A 22,603-nucleotide genomic window follows, 5' to 3' on the forward strand; every position below is an offset into this window, starting at 1 on the left:
CGATGTTGACTTTGACTCGAGAGGAGAGAACCAACTCTGGTCGATAGTCTTCCCCTCGAAACAAGAAATCACTTGTTTCTACGAAGAAGCTCTAAGTAGCTTTCCTTACTTGGGACAAAAACTTCGAAGATCACTCGATGATGCTTTTTCGCTGGAGCTAAACAGACTCAATATTTTCTTATCTTTTTAAAAAGAACGGTAAGGTGGTACGAGTAGATGACAACATTTTCCCAGGCATCAAAGTTTACAACCCTTTTGAAATATTACATTATCTTTCAACCTATTCTCGATATTCTAACCACGGCGTCACTTGCTTACTTAGACACCAGTTTAACAGTAGGGATAGTCATACGTGTCCTGTTCATGGGAATTTCTCTTCTCTATATTTTGTTTGGTAATGATAGTCCATATAAAAAATATGCAGTTTGGTATCTTGTTGCTTTATTTGGTGTCCTAGGTATTGGTTTTATCATAAATATCTTTAGCAAGCCTGTGTTCAATTTATTTATGGAAGCCCAATGGTTAGCGAAGATCCTTTACTTTGTAATTATGTTCTCTACCCTTTTACTTGTTTTTACAACAAGAGAGAATCTTGAAAAAGTTAAAGAAAGATTTTTATTTTTAACTTTAATTGCTATGATGATTGTTTCAGGAACAATTCTTTTTTCTATCATAACTGGAACTTCAAGTGATACTTACGAATGGGTTAAGGCTGGCTTTAAAGGCTGGTTTTACTCCGGGAACGAGTTAAGCGCCATAATTGGCATTACCTTCCCACTGGTTTATCTTTATTCAGTATTAAAAACGGATTCTTTAAAGAAAGCTGTTTATTGGATTCCAACGATAGTGTTAGGCATTGTAGGTGTACTTATTGGGACAAAGGTCGGGCTATTTGCCATGATTGGAACGGCAGTGATCATGTTTGTGGTTATTTTACTTCACTGGCTGTTCTTATTACGGAAACAAGGAGCAAAAAATGAGAAAACACCTCAGCTTTTGACTAGCTTAATTTTTACTATCGTATTTATGGCCATTATTCCTGCGACTCCTTCATATACAAACTTGTCTGTTAATATGAAGGTCCCAGATCAGGAGGACATTGACAAGGGCTTTGAGCTAGAAGATGAACTTGATTTAGGTGGAGAGAATGGAGAACCAAAGAGAAAGATTATTACTTTGAACTCACCGATTTTGAATAAAATTTTGAGTTCTCGTCAGATTTACTTTACGTGGCAATATAATCAATATATATACGCAGAACCTCTACAAAAGGTATTTGGAATGGGATATGCAGGGAATTATATAAAAAACCGAAAGACCATTGAAATGGACTTTTTCGATATTTTCTTTTCCTTTGGTATTTTTGGATCCATTCTCATTCTCTTACCATTATTTATTTTAGTTGGAATAGTTGTTAAGAATCTGTTTACAAATGTCACAAAAGTGTTTAAAATAGAAAATGTAGCCTATATGGTCTCCATAGGGCTCGCGTCAGGAATTGCACTTATTGCAGGTCATGTTTGGTTTGCACCAGCAGTCAGCATTTATCTAGCTTTGGCTATGGTTTTACTTCTGACAAATTTTCTAAATAATTCCAAATCATCAGAGCTCGTTTAGCTCTCGTGATATTATGATTGGTTAGCTCATGGGTCTAATTACTGCTCCCTTAGTTAACCTTGATCTGGAATAATCCGGATTTTGGTTATACTTTAATTTATATGTGTTTTACTTAAAGGTGCGGAGATGAATAATCTCTGTGCTTTTTTGTTTTGGGTTGATGTGAGGGGTGGTTTGGGGAGTTTGTGTTGTGCGGTGGTGGCACTTAAATTTACTTTTTGTCATCTATTTAGATGGATTAGCACTTATTCATTGATTGTGGCACTATGCTTTGATGAACCGGCACTTATATGGTTCATTGGAATTTCGGAGTTGGCACCCATTTAATGCTAGTGGCACTTATTTAATTATGTTCTCACGGAAACAATGTTAACGTCACTATGTTTTTCCAAACCGTCACTTAAAACTATTCTTCTAGCACTTAAGTTTTCTATATCATCACGGAAACCTATTAATCATCACCCAATGAATTATAGCGGCTCTCAAACGAAGCAGTTTACACATAAAGGAACCAACAAACGATAAAATAACCCCCTTGCTTAAACCAACCCAAAAATAAAGGGACGCACACAACGGGCGTCCCCTAAACTTTAATTTAAATATCTGTAAATAAACAATGCGAAGTGCTGGCGACTAATGTCGGCCTGTGGCAAGAAAGTGCCATTTGGATAGCCGGTTGTGATTTTATTTGCTGCTAGGGTGCTGATATAGTCGTACGCCCAATGGCCATCAGAATCATCTGTTGGTGCTGCAACATCTGTAAATGTTTTATCTGATTCCCCTGTTAATTCAAATGCTTTAACTAGGATCTTTGCCATTTGACCGCGTGTGAGTTTTCCTGCTGGATCAAAAGTATTATTTTCTTTTCCACTAATAAACCCTAGGCTTACCGCTTCTGCGATAGCTTTATATTCGTTGGTTGCTGGACTAACATCCGTAAAACCCGGATCCGGTGCGTTTGAATTTTGATAATCCACGCCAAGAGTTCTTAAAATCATGACTACAGCCTGTGTTCTTGAAACTGTTTGGTCTGGACCAAATGTTCCATCCGTATAACCGTTAATAATCTTTCTTTCTGCTAGGTATGTGATCTCCGTTCGATAACCCAAAAGGTCAGGAAATTCAAATAGCTTTCCAGGTTCGGGAGTTAAATAAGCAGACGCCACATAACCCTCCACCTCATCAGTTGTTGCTACTGGGTAATAAACATAGTCATTCTCTCTATATTCGGTTTCAATAGGAGCCCCAGTTATAGTTAGCTCCGTATTATGAGAAAGCTGTTTGGTGGGAGAGCCTGTGATAGAACCCTCACGAAAATTCACCACACCATCACGTCCATTAATGTAAACTGTGTCACCAACATTGTACATTTGTTGAGATGAGGTCATGACATTTGTTTTATAATCCTTTTCAGGAAAAGCCATGATAGATGAGCCTTCCTTATAATTAATATCGAATTTTGGGAAAAGAAAGTAGTCGTGCTCTTGAACGATAAACGAATGTCCTCCCAAACGTTTGTAAATTTTGCTTTGGTAAGCCGTATCTGGATGGAAATTTGGATCATTTTGCTTGGCCAGTCCGTTATAGGCCATTACCGCAAAATACCAATTTTCTAGAACATTTCGTTCCCCACCGTTGATTTGTGGCAGAAAGCTTGTACTCCATTTTTTATTTAAGACTTGCGCAGCAATTTCAATGTTATAGGCAATATCGGTTTTAAGCTTTTGCTCATCAACCAATAAGTCCGTATCGATATTGTCGGGTGTCACCTGCATCATTCCAATCCCACCGTCTGGAGAAATAATAGGTTGCCCTGCGTCATCAAATTGCTTATAAGCAGTCTCGTTAAAGGCAATAGCCTTCATGATCTCAGGTGGAATATTGTGTTTGTTGGCTGTTTCTGTGATGAGTTGCTTAATTTCCTCAACAGGAGGATTCACATAGACTGGCTCAACACTTGTAGCATTAACTGGATTCACTAGATTCATAGTAAAAATAAATACTAGGAATCCAGCTCCCACTTTTCGTAAATTCTTCATCTCCATAAACCTCCTCTACCTTTCATTAAATATTTTACTAGAAATTTACTATTTTTGATAGATTAGATTTTAAAACTAGTGTTGGTGGGGACGGTTCTCACCAACACAGTTTCAAAATTAAGAATCCCACTATATCAACGTTTCTTTTTGACTTCGCGTAAAATTAAGAACCGTCCCTACCAACAAACATTTTCTTCATTTATTATTCTGCCACGACAGCAATTCGGCCTTCAGTTGTTACGTCGATATTGCTGGCATTTTCTTCCGCTAATTTCACTAGGTTCTGAAGTTTTCCCAGTCAGTGATTCCTAGATCTTGAACTCGCCCATCGTTATATGTCTATACTATGTCCTTCCACTAAAAACAACTTTAATAATTTGTCTTTATGTGCTGCCTGACACCAGTGTTTGAAAAAATAATAGAAAAAAGCACAACAACAAACCCAACCACCCCTACACTTCTACCCTACCAACATTCGACAAATTCCGGGGCGTCACTGTGACCATACCTTTTTATTTAAGGTACTAACTTCTTAATGATGGGTATTCTCTGCATCATCCAAACTATGAGGTAACTCCATACTAAAATTGCAACAATTGAAACTGGCGCGCCTATAATTGGATGAATAAAGGCATAGTTAAGTTTGAATCCTACCAAATTTTTCAGTTCAGTTCCCAGTAGGGACATGACAAATGGATGGATAAGATAGATTCCAAAGCTTGTAGCCGATAGGGAAGCTACTACTCTCATAAATGCTCCATCTTTTGAAAAATGTTTATCCCAGTCTATATTTTTAGCCCATACAAATAGAGCAACACTAACAAAAAATGTATTAGGTGACTTATATTCATAGAAATACGCTTCAAAGGCACCTTTTGCTTCTGTCCCGAGATAGGTTCCTAAGAAGGTGACAATCAATCCTAAAAAGCCTGCTAAGTAAATCCACTTCTTGGCCTTTTCTGAAATCTGTACATTATGCAAATAGTATCCTAAAATGAAATATCCGAGATACCCCGTGAAAAACTCTAGCTTAAGTCCAACATTCAAATCGAGAAAATGGCTTGCCATAGGAAATAATGAACTTGTAATAAACCAGATAATCAAATAGTACTCGATCAACCTTTGTTGGGCATGAGCAATGACAACTCTTATCACAGGGGTAATTAAATAAAGCCCCACAATCATGTACATATACCATAAATGGAAATAGACATCTCCACTGATAATATTACTAGCTTCGCTCACCACACTAAAATCTCCTAAGCTACGTCTCGATTTCCAAAGGGTATAAAATAATACCCAAAAGACGAAGGGAATTAAGATTTTAGAAGCTCTCTTTTTCATAAAATCGGAGATTGATTCCTGCTTTTTAGGATTCAATAAAAGCATTCCACTGATCATTACAAAGATAGGAATGCACCAACGTACCGCTCCATCTAATAGATTTCCAAGCCACCAATAAGGCATATTGTCTACCCTTGACATCAACGGACCAGTTGCATGAATGACAACAACCCCAATAATCGCCAAACTTCTTAATATATTTACATAACTAATCATGAAAGTCCCTCTCAAATTATGACATGCTGAATCATTATAGCAGATTCTGAGGAATCTTTCCTGTGTTGGTGGGGACGGTTCTCGCCAACACACTTTCAAAATTAAGAATCCCAATATATCAACGTTTCTTTTTGACTTCGCGTAAAATTAAGAACCGTCCCTACCAACATTCGACAAATTCTGGGGCGTCGGGGCGTCACTGTGACCATACCTTAACCATACCTTACCTTATCGCATTGGCCAAAGCTTTAAATTCAAGAGAAAAGGATCAAACTGGTATAAACCTGTTTGATCCTTTTTGGAAATTTATTTATTGTACAGTAACACTTACTTGAGTGTTTAATACATTTCGCTCACTATCTTCTACAGCACCTACTAATGTTACAGTTGGTTTAGCTAGGTTATTTGTATTCTCTTTAAGAGATAACTTAACCGTAGCAGCATTAACTTCTTTAACACCAGTCACTGTATATCCTTCAACAGTAAAGTCTGAATCTTGCACAGAGTATGCATAAAGTGTCTCAGAGAATGTTAATGTAACTTCATCATAAAGTGAGTTAGATCCTACTGAATCTGCAATTGTAACAGAGTTCAAAGTTGGAGCATATTTATCTCCAGCTGGTTCTGCCGACAACGCAACAGGAGCACCGTAACTATTAACTGCATCAACAATACCTGTTGTTGAAACTGTAACATTTGATGCATTTGTAGGTAAATCATTAGCAGTTGTTAATGTAATAACTGACTTTCCATCAAGAACAGCATTTGAAACATAAGTTACAGCTGCACTTGTTGCACCGTTGGATACTATAAAGTCATCTGCTTTTGCTCCTGTAATAACTTCTTTGAAGTAAAGCTTAACTTGATTCTTTCCAGTTACAGTAGCCTTGTCAAATTGTGGTGCTGATACATCAGTAGGAACTGTTAAAGATGTCTCAGTTAAAGCAATTGGATTTCCGCTTGCATCAAGAACCCTTAAAACTTTGATAGTATTGCCTTTTGGATCTGCTTGTGCTGCAGTTTGTGCATTAGTAAAGTCTAGAATTACAGCTTTATTACTGTCAACAGCTGTTACAGTTACTTTACTATCAAGTGCACTAGAACCATGTAAATAGTTTAGCTTGTTTTCAATTGATGATTTATTCATTACCTCATCAAATACGATTTTTACTTTTTTATCAGATAGTAGTAGAATATCATCAACTTGCGGAGCCACAATATCATTAATTGATACAGTTGTTGTATAGTCAGCTAGTTTATTTTGGTTTACTGAATCATCTTTAACATTTTTAATAGATAGAGTATAAGATCCACCATTTAGACTAGGAACTGGAATTGTATAAGTGTTTCCAGACACTGTAACGGTTCCAGTAAGATTAACTGGGTTTCCAGCTGCATCAGTTAATGTGTAATTAGCAAGAGTACCTGCACCACTTACTGATTCACTATAAGTAACACTTATAGATGTGTTAGAATTAGCTTTAACTTCAGTAACTGTAGGAGCGACAGTATCTACAACAACAGTACCAGAGATTGTTTGCTCTGCGACTTTGTTACCCCATAGATCCTGAATCTGGTTATCTTTATCATTTGTATAATCAAGGTAGATATTAAATGGTCCCTGAGGTAGTGGATTTGCAAAAGTTAATGTTAATTCTTTGCCTACAATACCTTTTGTCGCTTTATATGCATCGATACCTTTGTAAGTGTGATAGAATTCAACATTCGCATCAGTACCATTAACTACATTTTCGCTAAATGTTAGTACTACTTTATTTGGAGTAGCTGATTTAACAGATACAGTAGGAGCTGTAACATCTGCAGCATAAGAAAATGCTTTAGTTACCTTATCTACTTTGAAAGTAGCATAATCTGTTCCACCACTAACTGTTAAATTATGAGTGCCTTCAGTTGGTTGAGCACCAAGGCTTATTGTAACTGTATCTGATCCCTTTGTGAAAGTAGTTCCAACAATAGCTAAAACACCATCATTAACAGAGAAAGAAGGTTGGCTGCTTAATGGCTCAGAGAACTTAACCTCTAAAGTTTTAGGTCCAACTACACTAATATTTGAAACTTCTGGAGCATTTACATCAATGAATCTTACAGACTCTGTTGTTTTACCAACAAGTTGACCACTTGAAGATTTTACTCCTTCAATTGTAAGACCAGCGATTTGTTGTTGGGCGGCATTAGTATCTTGATCATTTACAGTTAATGTTACAACATTACCTACTGCAACAGCATCAGTAACTGAAAGACCACTACCAGATGCAAAAGAATAATTGTTTGTATCTTCAGCTGTAGTTACATCTAAATTGGTATTAAATGTAACTGTTACTTCTTTAAGATTATTAGCACTCACACTTGTAACTGCTGGTGCTGTAGTTGCTTGCATTGCTCTGTACAAGAATGTAGCAAATTGATCGCGCGGAACAAATTCTTGCGGACGGAAATCATCAAGTTCTGTTGTAATTCCGTATTGAGCAAGAATCTTCACGTTAGCTTTGTGAGAAGCTTCTACGTTAGTTAAATTAATCCCAACATCTTCCCCAGTATCAACTAGATCAAATGCACGAACTAATACTGTTGCCATTTGCTCACGGCTTAAATCTACATCATCGTTAAAGTTGTCATTTCCATCACCTAGGAAAATACCAGCTCCATATGTAGCAGCAATTTGGTCCGCAAAATAATGGCTTCCATCAACGTCATTGAAGTTTTCAAGTACTGCAGCAACGTCAGTTGGAATTTCTAGATCTAAAGCTCTTGTTAATAATGCAGCTGCTTGAGAACGAGATAAAATCTGAGTAGGCTTGTAAACCTTTACCCCGTCTTCAGTGTAACCATTGATTATTCCTTGTGCAGCTAGAGCGTTAATAGCTTCTGCGTGTACAGAATCTGCATTTACATCAGTAAATAGTTGAGTCTCTGCAGATACCGCCAATGGCGCTACTGCCGCTAAAGCTGTTGTTGCAGCAAGAGTTGATGCTGCGAACTTGCGTGTGTTCTTTGACATAACTTAAAATCCTCCCTTAGTTATAATACTAGATAATTTTATTAAACTATTTCCTTTACTCACTAAATATTGTAAATATAGGAAGATAGTAATTCCCTAGTAATCTATTGGCTTCATATCATAGTATAGTTAATTAGTGCAATATTTGTCAACAAAATCTAAGAAGTTTTTAGTAGATTACCAAAGTTAACAAGTTGTTGTATTGTTTACTAGATGCACCAATATATTTCTAGGATGTCCTTATTTTACTAATTAAACTAGTAGAATACAAGATTATTTCGACAATTTCACTTAAGTAAAATTTACCAAAAAAATTAGTAAAATGTAGATATAATCCCTCAATAAGTATATTACAAATACTCTATGATATGAACCCCTTTTACCAAAAAATTATAAATACTTTTCTCCATTTTTAATGATCACAAGGATCCCGTACCTTTTTCTCCGGCAATAATCATTAGAAAACGCCTTCATCAAAACTAAGAAAATAAACGGGTTTGTCCCCTATTTCCTTGCTCTTAAAACTTTTAATAAAAACATCGGTAAAGCGAGCTGCCTCTTCCATCTCCATGGTTCAGCAAGTAAGCGATAGAGCCACTCTAATCCAAATCTACGAAATAAAGCTGGAGCTCGTTTAATATTTCCAGCAAATACGTCAAATGATCCTCCGACTCCCTGGAAGATAGACACATTTAATTTACTTTTGTTCGCACGAATCCATTCCTCTTGTTTCGGGCTTCCCAATGCCACAAAGAGGATATCTGCATTTGCTTGATTGATTTCTTCTAGGAGGATGTCTTGCTCTTGTATGTATCCGTCTAGCACCCCAACAATTTGAATGTCAGGGTATCGACGGGAAATCTCATGACTTGCTTGATCAGCTACTCCTGGTTTTCCACCATAAAGGAAAACCTTGGCGCCCTTATGTGCAGCTTCTTCTAGTAATACGGTCATCAAATCAATTCCAGTAATTCGATTGGAAATGGATCCTCCTTGAAGCTTGGAGGCAATTAACACACCAACACCATCAGGAATTTGATAATCTGCTGTATTAATCAGTTCCTTTAGCTGTTCATCCTCTTGAGCTTTAATAATCTTTTCTGGATTCACAGCCACAATAAAGGATTGTTTTTTTTCTTCTATGTTATGAAATAATTGTTTCTTTAAGCTATCATAGGTTTCATTGGAGACTTTCACTCCAAGTATTTCTTCCTGTTTACCCATAGACTCACCTGTTTTTTGCATCGCCAAGACGGTTATAAACAAAACCGGCATTACGCCATGCGTCTTCGTCGATGCAGTTTTTCGTGTCGTATACGATGGCTGTATTCATTAGCACAGCCACTTCCTCTGGGACATATGTCTTAAAGATATTATGATCCGTTAAAATAACGACCATATCTGCCCCTCTTACCGTATCTTCTAAAGAAAACTCCTGATGTGGCACTCGAATATCCTTTATATAAGGATCGTAGACACGATAATCGATATTAGTCTTGTTGAGATGCTCCATAATTGTTAAGGAAGGACTCTCTCTCATATCATCTACATTTCCTTTAAAGGATAAACCTAGCAACGCAACTTTTGGTTGGACAACTTGATTTTCCTTTAAAATCTCTTGAATACGTTGGACCGTATAAGCAGGCATATCATCATTGGTTGTACGTGCCAAGTGAATCATTTTTGCCAACTCTGGTTGAAGCTCAACGATAAACCATGGGTCAACTGCAATACAGTGGCCTCCCACTCCAGGGCCAGGCTGATGAATATTGACACGTGGGTGGAAGTTTGCAAGCTTGATGGCTTCCCACACGTTGACACCGATTTGGTCACTAATTTTGGCCAGCTCATTGGCATAGGCAATATTAATGTCGCGGTACGTATTTTCAATAACTTTTACAAGTTCTGCTGTAGTGGCATCTGTAAGATGGAATTCCCCTTTAACAAACGTTTGATATAACTTCTTCGTGCGTTCGCTAGACTCTTGGTTAATTCCGCCCACGATACGATCGTTTTGTTCCAATTCTTGAAAGATCTTTCCTGGAATCACTCGTTCAGGAGAGTGAGAGATATATAAGTCATTCTCTACATCTAGACCAGATTCAGCTAAAACAGGCATCATCACGTCCTCAACTGTACGAGGAGGAACGGTTGATTCTAGAATCACTAGGTCCCCTTTTTTCACATAAGGAACAACGGCTTGAGTTCCCGCGCGAACATAATCGAGATTTGCTGTTTTCTCCTCTGTAATCGGAGATGGGACAGCAATAATATAGACATCGGACTCTACAGGCTTCGTTGAAACTGTAAGATGTCCTGAATCGATTACTTCATTAAGTGCCTCCTGTAACCCCGGCTCTTCTATATGCAATTCTTTATTTGCAAGTTTCTTTACAACAGACTCATTTACATCTACACCATGAACCTGATGTCCGCTTTTCGCAAACATAATCGATGTTGGCAGTCCAATATAGCCAAGACCAATAATACAAATTTTCTCCATGCACTTTAACTTCCTTTCTTTCTATCGACAGACCAGGTACATGATTTTAGCATATACCATTTAGACGAATTTCTTACTTAAAAGGATTCACTTTTTTTGGATATTTTTCTTATTCTTACATATTTAATATCGTACAAAACGTATAGAACGCAGGACCAAGGTTCTGGGCCTTGGTCCTGCGATCCCTCATTCTTTACTTTATTTTTGCTCTTTGAGTATCGATCCAATTCAAAATTGGGCGATATTCCTTACTAATCAATCCTGTGACTTCCACGATGAGCTCAATCATGATCAATAAGGTAATAAGCATCAACGTTGCACCCCACATCGTTGCTCTTGTAAATACGATAGCTGCGATGCTGAATAAAGCACTAAGAGCGTATATCACAATAACCGCTTGTCTGTGAGAATATCCAAGGTTAATTAGGCAATGATGCAAGTGAAATTTATCAGGTGCAGAAAGTGGTTTTTTCTGAATAATTCTCCGGATGATTGCAAATAGTGTATCTAGAATTGGTACTCCAAGAATGATAATAGGAACGAGCAGAGAGAAGAACGTTACATTCTTAAAGAGTCCCATTATTGCTAGAACACTAATTATATAGCCTAGGAATAAGGCACCCGTATCCCCCATAAAGAGTTTGGCAGGATAGAAATTATATCGAAGAAACCCTAAGGTACTTCCTAACACGATTAAACCAACCATGGCTACAAATGTATTTCCCATGGAAATTGCCATAGCGGAGATTGTAAATAAAGCTATAGCGGATACACCTGCAGCGAGCCCATCAAGTCCATCAATTAGATTAATAGCATTGGTAATTCCAACAATCCACAGCAAAGTAATAGGAATGGCTAAGTATCCAAAATCAATTCGGCCCACAAGAGGCATAGTGATGAATTCAATTTGTATACCACCCATTATAGTCACTGATGCTGCTGCAATTTGACCCACTAATTTCATTTTAGCCGATAGCTGAAACATATCATCAAGAACACCTGTAATGATGATGATGGTTGCACCAGCCAGTAATGGCCAATAGGCAAACCCGTCAGGATTGAAAACAAGATATCCTAGTAAAAAGCTTAAATAGATTGCTAAGCCACCTAAACGGGGCATTATTTGTGTGTGTACTTTTCTTGCATTCGGTTGATCAACAGCACCAATTTTTATCGCTAATTTCTTCACAAATGGTGTTATGATCAAAGCCGCCACTAGGCAAACTAAAACAGCCCATATATAGATCATCATTTCATAATCCCCCACAACTCTACCTAAATAGATTGTTTATTAGTTATTTGTCAGTTTCTTAATTAGTTTACAATGAATAGACGATGATCACGTCTTAAAAGTTTCAAAGATTCAAAAACTAGTTTTACCTTTTTTTTGCTATTTAAACACGTTCCCCCATTATAAAGCACATTATAGGCAAATTCAATGGTATATTTTGAAGGGTAATCGACAAATCATCCCTTTATTTTATAGTGATTTTTAGAGCCTCTCAGTTGGAATTCTAGTTAGAATCGAGCATAGTTTTGCCCGTGTATTCCGAAAATCGTTCGACAATTCACTAGAATGAATCGACATCGCCTGGTGTTACCCACCAATTGCTCGCTTCCTTCCACTCTCCATTTGCCGCTTCAAGGTCATGAACAATAAACGGCATTGGTTTATCTTTTTCCAAGAAGCCATAGGCAGTTAATAATTCTGTAGCTACCGCTGGCGGGAAAGCCCATGTTTGAATGAGATCCATATCCCTCAGTTCTTGAAGTGCCGCCTTTAGTAAATTCTCCCAGCTTATTCCGCCGTCAGCTGCTAACCAATCAATGATGAAGCCAGTCTTTACGTCTCCACCCATCATTTTTGTAGTCGACTTTTTTACCACGACATAGCCAAGTAGCTCTGATCTTTCTTCAAGAGCCAGAATGGTGTATTTTTCCGTAGGGTGGTTTAAAAAGCGCCAATTTAAATAGGCAGAAGTTCGCTTCAGTAAAAAAGGTTTTATCGAATTAGCTTTTTTGGCCAATTGATCAAACCGTTCGTCACATTTCTTTGTATTGATCACTTTTACATCATTTGGTAGGTTTTTCGTTTTTCGTTGTCCTTTGCTATAAAGATTTCCAAGGCCCTTTAATGGTTTTAAAAATGGAAATCGAGCAGTTGCAATATTACCTGGGCGCAATATTTTCATATAACGAGAGACGTCTGCAACGTGAACGCCGTTCGTATAACGAAGCAGTAATTCCTTCGCTTTCGGCGCTGGGAATCCATATAAGTACGAGATTCCTTCTTCTTTTGCAAGTTCTACCATCGCTTCATTTAACTTCTTGTAAATCCCTTTGCCGCGTGCTTCTGGGTCTACCATTGTGTCGACTCTTAATGCAATAGGCTTAACCTCGCCATTCACATAGCCTTCCGAAATCCACAATCCAAGATGACCAAGAATGTTCCCCTTCTCCTCATATAATAAGATCCAAGGGTTCATTTTTTGGGGGTTGTTTAAAAATTTCCATGTCCACAGCTCCGCAGACCTGTCCTTTTTAAACACTTTTTTGAAAAGCTCTTGGATTTGTTGTTCGTCGCCTGATTGATATTTCCGAATCGTCACGCTTCTTCCACCTCTATGTATGAGCCATTCGGTTGGTCGAGGCTCTTTATAATACACTTGGCTCCACACCAAGTTTTTTTCATGGATTTCTGAGATTATTTTTTTAAGGACGTTTCAAACATTTGCTTTTTAAGAGCTAAGTTTTGATAGATTGCCCAAAGCAATGTGTCTGTTCTGTTGACCTGTTTAAATAACTTTGGATAGCGGCCATTGTGCTTTTCCAATTTTTCATGATGATAAATCAATTCATCTACTGACAACTCAAGAAAGCCTTCTACTGCTGTGACATTTTCTTGAACCATATTGGATTTCACTTTATTTAAGAAAATAAATCCATCAAAGGCGATGGCTTGTGATTCGAACTGTTCGATGGCCTGTTCTTTTTGTTCGATGGTGCTGCTAATATCGATCACACAATTCATGTATTGCGGAGGAATTGCACAATTAATTTCATAGAGTCTAATGATGTAATTGTTTGGACTAAGTTGCTTTAGCGTATCCGAAAGTAATTTTGCCGTGTTTGTATGGTCCGGATGGGCATCTACAAACAGGGTGCTATAAATCATATCTGGGTTTATTTCTTCAATAAGAGCTTTCAAGCGTACCTGTGCTTCAGGTGTACTCTCCACATTCCCATCTGGAAGGCCCATATAATGGATGTCCTTCAACCCAAGGATGTTTTTTACTTGATTGACTTCATGGATGCGTGCTTTCACAAGCTCTTCCTTGCTCAGGTCACTTACACTGTTAGAGCCATCCGTAATGAAAACGCAATAGACCTCCGCTCCTTCATTGACGTGACGCCTAATCGTCCCACCAGGACCGATCGTCTCGTCATCCATATGCGGTGCCAATACAAGAACACGTTTCGCTCCCTTGTTATCGGAAAGAGTCTTCAAATCCCGATAATGCTTCGTGAGGACGAATTTTGTGAGCGGTATATTGATTGGTCTCATTAATTTTATAAAGGTTTCCTTTATGCTCATAAAGATGACTCCTTTTTCACCGCTTTTTTTCCTCGAAATTTACTTAGTAGGATGGTAAAGGATTCGACCTTTACTAGATAGGATGCCCCGATAAAGATGGCCGCACCCACGATTCCTACGATAATAATCTGTATAAGATTTCCCAAGTCCTGTATGAATGGTTTTAACGGAAGAACCGCTGCACTCATGATTATCACAGACAGAGTGATTTTTGTGAATTCCTTGGCCAGATATTTCAGGTTTAAGCCCCCAACAAGTTTTAAGAAGATTAAGAAAGTAGCGCCCACATAGAATAAAGCATTTAACGAAGCTGCAAGTGGAATTCCTAGATAATCAAAATATTTTGTAAGGATCCAGTTTAGAACAAAAGTTAGCAGAATAGATGCACTGCTTATCATTAGGATCAAGTGGCCTTTTTTCAAGGAATAAAAGCCCTTGTTAATCACGTTGTTTAAACTAAAAAAGATTACGGATCCGAAGTAGTAATAGGCTACCATAGTTGTTGCGATCGTTGCTTCTTCCGTAAATGCCCCCCGTTGGTACAACAGCTCAATGATGTTCGGCATGAGGAGATACATTCCAACAACAGATGGAAGCAGGATAAAAAACATGATAGTAAGTCCTTGTTCAATTCCTCGTTTGAACAACTTGTTGTCGTCTGTAGAGATAGCTTTTGAAAGGATCGGGAAAATAATTGTTGCGATTGTCACCCCAAATATCCCCTGCGGCATATGGACGAGATTTTTTGCATAGTTAATATAAGTTACGGCACCTTCGCCAAATCGATTCGCGAAGATGGACCCGATCATGAGGTTCACTTGCCCAACGGCCACCGTAATACCAACTGGGATAAAGACCCAGTAAAATTGCTTAACTTCAAACCAATCCATTTTTACTCTTAGCTTAAGCATTTTTCTTGGTACTACAAGCACTAATTTAAAAAGAAGGGAAATGATTGTACCTACGAGATAACCGATGGCTAAGGAGTAAGCCCCGATTTCGCGAGCGAATAAGAAGGCACTCACGATGGAGGTCATTATGACGATGATTTGGCTTACCATCGATAAGGAAAATTTATTTTCAGCGTCAAATAACGCTTCTAATACAGAGTTCATTCCCGCAAATAGAACAGCAGAAAACAGAATCATGGTTACTAGGATAGCGATTTCTGTAGCTTCAGCATTCATTTCAGGATAGAAAAACGGGATGTATTGTGGTGCAAAAACTATCCCAATCACGGAAACAACTATACTAACAACTATCGTTCCCTTAAACACCTGTGTCAGGTGTTGATATCCCTTGCTTTGTTGAAGGGCATCTATATAACTTGGCACAAAGGCATTCTTCATGCCTGTTGTCATAAACAAAATAAACATATTCGGGATGATGAATGCTGCAATGTAGGCATCCGCCACATAGCTATCCCCGAAATAATAGGCGATGACCATATCCCGGATCAAACCTGATACTTTTAATAAAAAGGATGCCCCGATGAAGAGGACACTTGCTAAACCTAGTTTTGATTTCAAACTAACGACCTCTTTCATTTTATGGAAGGACGGGCGGTTAATTTAATATTATGAAATGCAACTTTAGTATAATTTTATTTATTAGGATATTTTTATACACATGAATCTTTTGTCGCACCGTCGATTTTTCTAGATATCAAATACGATTTTATCACAATTTAGTTCATTTCTAAATGTTTTTAAAACAGTACCTAAAAATATTTTATTTGAGGTGAATGAAGTCGCTTTGAATAAGGGCCTATTTCTCTTCCATATGGTCTTTTACCGTTGTGCGAATTTTTGTAAGTTGTTCTTCTGGAACAATCCAGTACCATATGCTGTTCATGATGCTTGAATGTCCTTCTATTTGGAGGGATTTTTGGTTATTCTGGACTCCAAGGTAATTGATAAATAGATCTTGCATATTATTCATTTCCATATTCGTTTTGACATTATCACCAACAATGCCGAGTAGTTCGGTGATGTTGGTGAATGAGGAAAAGGAAGCTGCTTCTTTGATGGCTGCTTCAACCACCTGGCGCTGACGATCATTTCGACCAAAGTCACCGCGTGGGTCCTCTTTACGCATACGTGAATAGGCTAAAGCTTGAGTTCCATTCAGCTCGATCTCTCCTTTTTCAAAAGTGAAATTATCGTAGGAAAACTTAAATGGGTTATTAACAGTCACACCGCCAAGTGCGTCTACTCCATCCTTAAAACCTTCCATATTCACTTTTGCATAGAAATGAATGGGTACATCAAGAAATTCCTCGACCGTTTCTACAGCAAGCTGTGTGCCGCCGAATGCGTAAGCGTGATTGATTTTGTCTTTATTAAGACGACCAGGAATAGTGACATACGTATCCCGCGGAATGCTAAACATAAGCATTGAGTCGGTGTTCGGATTGAGTGATATGAAAATCATCGTGTCCGAACGCCCCCCATCATTGGATCTTTCGTCAACTCCAAGCAGGAGAACATTAATGGTTTCTTTTTCTTTCAGGGCTTTGTCTATTTTTTGCTTTTGCTCAGGATTGCTGTCCCGAGCTAAGGGCTCATTCATCGTTTCAACGGCGTTTTCTGCGGTGTTATATATATGAACTCCAAGAGTTATAAGCAAAATAAGGATTCCGCCCACCCAATATGGCCAGCGTCTTTTGTGTTTCTCTTTTCTTTTTTCTGATCGTGTACTCAAATCTTCATCTTCTTTCAAGTAATTTTCCCTAGATTATTATAACAGAGTTGTGGACATATGATTCTTGAAATCACTCTTTATTTGACGAATGTTTGGCAATAACTGTTTCACTTTTTTGATAGGAATTTTTGGTAAGTGTTTGAAGGGGTAATTTTTAAAATAGGTGGTGAAAAAAGAAGGGGGTTGTAGTAGAATAATCCTAGTGATAGGAAAACTGCATAGGGCAAACTTGCTGAAAAGGAAGGACGCAAAGCTATGGACCTAAGGTGTACTGCTTTTATTGTGGTGCGTTATGGTTGCCAGGCCGCTTAAAATCATTGGAAGGGTCCCCCTATGTTTTAGGCGGGATCATTTTTGTTTTTTGCTATGGGCTCGGGATTTTGGGGATGGATTTTGGGACGCGGCTGGCTTCCATGGACGGATTCTTGCTTTTATGACATGGATGGTTGGGCTTATCTTGGGTTCTTGTTATTGTTATTGTGGTATGGATGGTCGGGCTTTTTATGAGTTTTTGTTATTGTGACATGATGGTTGGGCTTTCGGACGAGCTCTTGTACTATGATTTTTTCTAATGATTATGGTGAAGGAAGATGTTTGGATGAATATGATTGATTTGTTTAACACGGAATTATATACAGAAAGATCTTTAAAATATACAGATTTATTGGAGATCATTTTGAAACGGTTGACTCGGCTGGGAGATTACGTTAACGGCGATGCTTCTTTCGATACGAAGGTTGTTCACGATCATTACCTTACAATTCTCCCCTTTTTATTACATATTGGAAAAAAGGGAAATATCACACCGTGGTTTGTGAAATCAGAAATGCAGGCATTCTCATTTGATCAACATGTCGATACCTTGATTCAAGAGCTTGCGAGTGAGCTCTCGATGTTCACTCGGTCTCGCAAGAAAGAAGATACCTATAAAAGAATCATCCACTTGTATTTGGATATTGGTCTCTTACTTGGCTTAACACCTAAAAGAATTCAGAGCATGTACGAATCGAACTCTAAGTATAAGGCTAACTTTAAACGAGAGCTTTATAACCAGAGACTGGCGAAGTTGTTGGGAAATGGGTTGTGATGTAGTGTGGTTTGAGGGGAGTGGCTGCCCTTTGATGGGCGTGTTTAGGGGGATAATTCCAGGGGGAAATTTGGAAGTTTTGTTCGACGTTCTAGACTCTTACTTAATCATTTCTAGTAGAACATGTATTACACGCGAAATTTTTGAATTTCCTAGCAAGATGGAAATTTTTTTTAGTGAGTTCAACTTTCTTCTCAAGTTTCCTTCTTTTAAAATTGAAAAAGGATGGTTTCACGGGTTTTCTGCTCTTGTGGTGTGACTAGATGCTTAATCAAACGATTGATTAATGGCGTGGTGGCCCTCCTTTCTTGGTATGATAAGATGAATTAATCTGTTTTAAAAAGAGAAGAACCCCATGTTTGGTGAATGGTTTGGCTGGGTATAATGGGAGCCATGCTGTATTGTACCTAGAGGAGCAAGGCCTCGACAGTCTTCAAAAGGGGCAGGAGTCGGCCTTGTTAGGGACGACTTTTTATGCTTGGAATTGGCATAAGAACAATCCGGAGGGTTAAAATTTAGGTTGGTATGTGGTTTGTCCAGTGATGGAATGTGCTGAGCATAGGGGTTTTGGGTTGAGAGGTTGCGCATACGGGCCTTGAGAGGTGCGCATAGACAGTTTGTTTTGCGCATAAAGATGTTTGGGTGAGCATAGGGATCGTTTCTTGCGCTAAGGTGCTGAAGAGCTGAGCATAAATGCTGGAATGTTGAGCATTGTGCCATGAAAGTTGAGCATAACCTTTATATTTTGAGCATTACAGCTAGGTGTTGAGCATAGGGGTGGGGACGTGAGCATTCACCTCTAAAACCTGAGCATAAAAATTCGAATTTTGAGCATAGACCCTACTTAATCCGCGCATAAAGGATTTAACTCGCGCGAAAGAAACAAAAGTTGAGCATTAAGATGGAATATTGAGCAAAGAATAAGCCCTATGCTGTTGACACGCGTAGGGCTGTTTGTTTTATAAAATTAAAAAGTCTTGTTAATGGAAACGTTCATTTTTAAACCCTTGGTAATCCTCATTTTTCACGCTGAGAACCGTCCCCACCAACACGCTATAATTGCAATTTCTTTTCAATGCTATTAATTCTCATGTCGTGTTGTCCTGTTTTGGAGCTCAAATAATTCACATCAATTTTAACGCTTTTGATTTCGTCAGAAACAACACTAAACACCTGCTCATGCCTATCTAGCTTTCCGTCCAAATGTTTATATCCGCTTCTAATTTCATGTGTAAGATTATCAACTTTTGTCTCGATGCGGTCTTGTCCTATTCTAAGTTCAACTACATCACTTTTTAATTCTTGTTGCCCCGTATTAAGATTTACTACCTCACTTTTTAATTCTTGTTGCCCCGTATTAAGATTTACTACCTCACTTTTTAATTCTTGTTGTCCCATATTAAGATTTGCTACATCGTTTTTTAATTCTTGTTGTCCCGTATTAAGATTTACTACATCGTTTTTTAATTCTTGTTGCCCTGTTTTAAAATTTGCTACATCGTTTTTTAATTCTTGTTGTCCTGTATTAAGATTTACTACATCGTTTTTTAATTCTTGTTGTCCAGTTTTAAAATTTGCTACATCATTTCGTAATTCTGCTACGTTATTTTGCAACCCCTGCTGTCCTGATCTAAGTACTTTTAATTCACCAAGAATTTGTTTCAGGGTCTCTTCCATTCGACTACCTCCATTTTCTTTCTTATAATATAACACATTAAATGAAGAGTATTTGACCTAGTCTTCTATATATATTTTACCACAAGAACAAATGTTCGTAAATTTTTATGTTCTTCCTCTTTCTGTTTTGGTCGTAACTTTAATTTCATGTGACAATCAAAAATCCTGCAGATTTCAAAAGTAAAATAACAACCTAATTTATTATATAATGAACACAAGACCCGTCCCTATATTCCTCATGCCGTTCGTTAAAGGTGGTGTTTTGAAGTGGAAAAATCTTCTGAGAAACAACTTGAATTTTTAACTAAAGAAAATAAAAGGCTTTTGGAAGAAAACCAGAGATTAAAAGATATATTGGCGAACATAATATCTCTCTTCCCAAGCATGAGCAAAAAACTACATCCAAGTCCGATAAAATTAAAAGTAGAATTCAATTGTTTCGAAGTTTATTTATTACTAGGACGGATGTATATGCAGTTCGTTGGGAATCAAAAAGTGGAAAATCAGGTTACAGCCCAGCATGCAAATTTGAGTGGGATCCAAACCTTTGAAAAAAACCAAATATTAAATGTAGTGAGTGTAAAAACAGAATTTTTTTACCATTAACAGATAAAGTAATTTATGATCATCTCATAGGAAAACAAACAATCGGTGTCTATCCATTAACCACAAGGGATACCTGTTCTTTTTTGGCAGTTGATTTTGATAAAAAAGATTGGATGCAAGATATTCAATCTTTTATTAAAACCTGCCAACGTTTAGATATTCATGCTGCAGTTGAGAGATCTCGTTCGGGTGATGGTGCGCATGTATGGATTTTTTTCGAAAAAGAACTATCTGCCTCCCTTGCAAGAAAATTAGGTTTTGTTTTACTATCAAAAACATTAGAAACACGTTATCAATTAGGTATGGAATCCTATGATCGTTTATTTCCAAATCAAGACACTTTACCTAGAGGGGGATTTGGAAACCTAATAGCACTTCCGCTACAACGGGTTCCAAGAGATAAGGGGAACAGTGTCTTTATAGATGAAAATTTTAATCCTTATCCTAACCAGTGGGAATTTTTATCTACAATTAAGAGATCGAATGAGAAACAAATCAATAAAATTGTTGCATCTTTCTTTAAGGATGAAAATATACGGGAGTCTTCTCCAGCATTCTCTGAACAACCCCTGCCATCTGAGATTAATATAATTAACAAGAATGGGATTCTTATCTCAAAAGAAGGACTACCCTCTTCCATAATCAGTAAGATCATAAAGGTTGGAACATTTAGTAATCCAGAATTCTACAAAGCTCAATCAAAGCGTTTATCCACCCACAACATTCCACGAATGATTAATTGTGTTGAGGAACAGGGAACACATTTGATCTTACCTAGAGGGTGCAAGGAAGAGCTTAATCAATTATTAGAAGATTTATCTATAACCCAAAAAGAGAAAGATGAACGTGTGGTAGGGTCTAATATTCCCCTGAACCTAAAGATTCAATTAAAACCAGAGCAAGAAAAAGCAGTTGAGGAATTATCCAGACATAACAACGGTGTTCTTTCAGCCGCAACGGGGTTTGGAAAAACAGTGGTAGCAGCTGGTCTAATGGAAAGAAGACAAATAAGTACATTGATTATCGTCCATAGGAAGCAGCTCATTCAACAATGGAAAGAACGATTAATAGCCTATTTTGACCTAGACCCATCAGAAATTGGAATCATTGGTGGAGGAAAGAACAAACCAAACGGAAAAATAGATATAGCGACTATCCAAAGTTTGAATCATGGTGGGAAAGTAAAGGAACTTAATAATTATGGGCAAATCATTGTCGATGAATGCCATCACATTTCAGCGTTTATTTTTGAAAAGGTCCTTAAGAGTTTTTATATTCATGGACTTACCGCTACTCCAATAAGAAAAGATGGTTTACATCCAATTATTTTCATGCAGTGTGGTCCAATCCGTCATAAAGTGGATGCAAAATCACAATCGAAAGTTAGGCCATTCGAACATGTATTAGAGCCAAAACACACATCTTTTAAAAGCAAATTATCTCCAGATGAAAAGAATATACAAAACCTTTATTCAGAATTAGTAAACGACACCAATAGAAATAATGTAATTTTTAATGACGTCTTGGACAATGGCCGGTCACCTTTAGTGTTAACAGAACGAATTGAGCATGTAAACATTCTCTACTCTATGTTTAAAGGATTTGCCAAGAATATCATTATTTTGACAGGTGGTATGAAAAAGAAAGAAGAAGAGGAGAAGTTAAAAAAGTTAAATGAAATCCCTGATCATGAAGAAAGACTTATTATAGCTACTGGTAAGTATATTGGAGAAGGCTTTGACAACTCCAAATTAGATACTCTCTTTTTAGTAATGCCAGTCTCTTGGAAAGGTGTTTTACAGCAATATGTGGGGAGACTTCATCGAATTAATGACAATAAAACGAAAGTAACTGTTGTTGATTACGTGGACCATAAAGAACCCATGTTTAAATCAATGTATGATAAACGAGTAATTGGATATAAAAATATGGGCTATCATACAAACGAATCAAATAAAGTGAGCGCTGAACAGATGAAGTTGTTTTAGTTTCATCAGAGAACTTGCTTTCGGTATGCCTTTTATGGCGATCATATATATTGGAATGTTGAGCATTGTGCCATGAAAGTTGAGCATAACCTTTATATTTTGAGCGTTACAGCTAGGTGTTGAGCATAGGGGTGGGGACGTGAGCATTCACCTCTAAAACCCGAGCATAAAAATTTGAATTTTGAGCATAGACCCTACTTAATCCGCGC

The 22,603-nt window shown here is 37.6% G+C and carries 15 protein-coding genes and 1 riboswitch; of the genes, 4 read left to right on the forward strand and 11 right to left on the reverse strand.

Annotation, left to right across the window (positions count from 1 at the left end; translation table 11 throughout):
• Window positions 1–216: 216 nt before the first annotated feature.
• The gene (locus RZN25_06395; GenBank protein ID MEQ6376456.1) at window positions 217–1,617 is read left to right on the forward strand and encodes an O-antigen ligase family protein; all 1,401 of its coding nucleotides are present in this window, start codon (window positions 217–219) and stop codon (window positions 1,615–1,617) included.
• Between the two features lie 590 nt (window positions 1,618–2,207).
• Here the strand turns inward: RZN25_06395 and RZN25_06400 are convergent.
• The 10 genes from RZN25_06400 to RZN25_06445 all read right to left on the reverse strand — a co-directional run bounded on the left by RZN25_06400 (window position 2,208) and on the right by RZN25_06445 (window position 17,054).
• Window positions 2,208–3,656 (reverse strand): S-layer homology domain-containing protein, encoded by a 1,449-nt coding sequence (locus RZN25_06400; protein MEQ6376457.1) that lies wholly within the window; start codon window positions 3,654–3,656, stop codon window positions 2,208–2,210.
• Between the two features lie 516 nt (window positions 3,657–4,172).
• A complete protein-coding gene (locus RZN25_06405; protein ID MEQ6376458.1) occupies window positions 4,173–5,216 on the reverse strand; it encodes an acyltransferase family protein in 1,044 nt (347 codons plus the stop codon).
• Window positions 5,217–5,526: 310 nt separating this feature from the next.
• Window positions 5,527–8,235: an S-layer homology domain-containing protein gene (locus RZN25_06410; protein MEQ6376459.1), complete on the reverse strand. Its 2,709-nt coding sequence runs from the start codon at window positions 8,233–8,235 to the stop codon at window positions 5,527–5,529.
• A gap of 504 nt (window positions 8,236–8,739) precedes the next feature.
• A complete protein-coding gene (locus RZN25_06415) occupies window positions 8,740–9,510 on the reverse strand; it encodes a WecB/TagA/CpsF family glycosyltransferase (protein ID MEQ6376460.1) in 771 nt (256 codons plus the stop codon).
• Window positions 9,464–10,738 carry a nucleotide sugar dehydrogenase gene (locus tag RZN25_06420; protein ID MEQ6376461.1) on the reverse strand — a complete coding sequence of 425 codons (1,275 nt, stop codon included), beginning with the start codon at window positions 10,736–10,738 and terminating at the stop codon, window positions 9,464–9,466. The genes RZN25_06415 and RZN25_06420 overlap by 47 nt, the downstream gene beginning before the upstream one ends.
• A gap of 193 nt (window positions 10,739–10,931) precedes the next feature.
• Window positions 10,932–11,987, reverse strand: a complete 1,056-nt coding sequence (locus RZN25_06425) for an MraY family glycosyltransferase (GenBank protein ID MEQ6376462.1) — start codon at window positions 11,985–11,987, stop codon at window positions 10,932–10,934.
• 322 nt (window positions 11,988–12,309) lie between these two features.
• The gene (locus RZN25_06430; protein MEQ6376463.1) at window positions 12,310–13,347 is read right to left on the reverse strand and encodes a GNAT family N-acetyltransferase; all 1,038 of its coding nucleotides are present in this window, start codon (window positions 13,345–13,347) and stop codon (window positions 12,310–12,312) included.
• A gap of 95 nt (window positions 13,348–13,442) precedes the next feature.
• Window positions 13,443–14,333 (reverse strand): PIG-L family deacetylase, encoded by an 891-nt coding sequence (locus RZN25_06435; protein MEQ6376464.1) that lies wholly within the window; start codon window positions 14,331–14,333, stop codon window positions 13,443–13,445.
• Window positions 14,330–15,862 carry a murein biosynthesis integral membrane protein MurJ gene (gene murJ / locus RZN25_06440; protein MEQ6376465.1) on the reverse strand — a complete coding sequence of 511 codons (1,533 nt, stop codon included), beginning with the start codon at window positions 15,860–15,862 and terminating at the stop codon, window positions 14,330–14,332. The genes RZN25_06435 and murJ overlap by 4 nt, the downstream gene beginning before the upstream one ends.
• A 238-nt stretch (window positions 15,863–16,100) precedes the next feature.
• A complete protein-coding gene (locus RZN25_06445; GenBank protein MEQ6376466.1) occupies window positions 16,101–17,054 on the reverse strand; it encodes an LCP family protein in 954 nt (317 codons plus the stop codon).
• A 194-nt stretch (window positions 17,055–17,248) separates the two neighbouring features.
• A riboswitch (cyclic di-GMP riboswitch) is annotated at window positions 17,249–17,348 on the forward strand.
• A gap of 286 nt (window positions 17,349–17,634) precedes the next feature.
• Between RZN25_06445 and RZN25_06450 the strand changes: the two genes are divergently transcribed.
• Window positions 17,635–18,123: a hypothetical protein gene (locus RZN25_06450; protein MEQ6376467.1), complete on the forward strand. Its 489-nt coding sequence runs from the start codon at window positions 17,635–17,637 to the stop codon at window positions 18,121–18,123.
• 1,053 nt (window positions 18,124–19,176) lie between these two features.
• Here the strand turns inward: RZN25_06450 and RZN25_06455 are convergent.
• Window positions 19,177–19,800 carry a hypothetical protein gene (locus tag RZN25_06455; GenBank protein MEQ6376468.1) on the reverse strand — a complete coding sequence of 208 codons (624 nt, stop codon included), beginning with the start codon at window positions 19,798–19,800 and terminating at the stop codon, window positions 19,177–19,179.
• Window positions 19,801–20,067: 267 nt separating this feature from the next.
• Between RZN25_06455 and RZN25_06460 the strand changes: the two genes are divergently transcribed.
• Both RZN25_06460 and RZN25_06465 read left to right on the forward strand, forming a co-directional pair.
• Window positions 20,068–20,406, forward strand: a complete 339-nt coding sequence (locus RZN25_06460; protein ID MEQ6376469.1) for a hypothetical protein — start codon at window positions 20,068–20,070, stop codon at window positions 20,404–20,406.
• 83 nt (window positions 20,407–20,489) lie between these two features.
• A complete protein-coding gene (locus tag RZN25_06465) occupies window positions 20,490–22,394 on the forward strand; it encodes a DEAD/DEAH box helicase family protein (protein MEQ6376470.1) in 1,905 nt (634 codons plus the stop codon).
• The last annotated feature ends 209 nt before the right edge of the window (window positions 22,395–22,603 follow it).

The sequence above is a fragment of the Bacillaceae bacterium S4-13-56 genome (genome assembly GCA_040191315.1).
Taxonomy (GTDB): Bacteria; Bacillota; Bacilli; order Bacillales; family JAWJLM01; genus JAWJLM01.

Bases quoted from the DNA above. Each gene is read 5' to 3' on its own strand.
- RZN25_06420 (MEQ6376461.1), bottom strand. From the start codon at position 10,738: ATGGAGAAAATTTGTATTATTGGTCTTGGCTATATTGGACTGCCAACA.
- RZN25_06405 (MEQ6376458.1), bottom strand. From the start codon at position 5,216: ATGATTAGTTATGTAAATATATTAAGAAGTTTGGCGATTATTGGGGTT.
- RZN25_06455 (MEQ6376468.1), bottom strand. From the start codon at position 19,800: ATGGAAGAGACCCTGAAACAAATTCTTGGTGAATTAAAAGTACTTAGA.
- RZN25_06450 (MEQ6376467.1), top strand. From the start codon at position 17,635: ATGAATATGATTGATTTGTTTAACACGGAATTATATACAGAAAGATCT.
- RZN25_06425 (MEQ6376462.1), bottom strand. From the start codon at position 11,987: ATGATCTATATATGGGCTGTTTTAGTTTGCCTAGTGGCGGCTTTGATC.
- RZN25_06400 (MEQ6376457.1), bottom strand. From the start codon at position 3,656: ATGAAGAATTTACGAAAAGTGGGAGCTGGATTCCTAGTATTTATTTTT.
- RZN25_06435 (MEQ6376464.1), bottom strand. From the start codon at position 14,333: ATGAGCATAAAGGAAACCTTTATAAAATTAATGAGACCAATCAATATA.
- RZN25_06395 (MEQ6376456.1), top strand. From the start codon at position 217: ATGACAACATTTTCCCAGGCATCAAAGTTTACAACCCTTTTGAAATAT.
- RZN25_06410 (MEQ6376459.1), bottom strand. From the start codon at position 8,235: ATGTCAAAGAACACACGCAAGTTCGCAGCATCAACTCTTGCTGCAACA.
- RZN25_06415 (MEQ6376460.1), bottom strand. From the start codon at position 9,510: ATGCCGGTTTTGTTTATAACCGTCTTGGCGATGCAAAAAACAGGTGAG.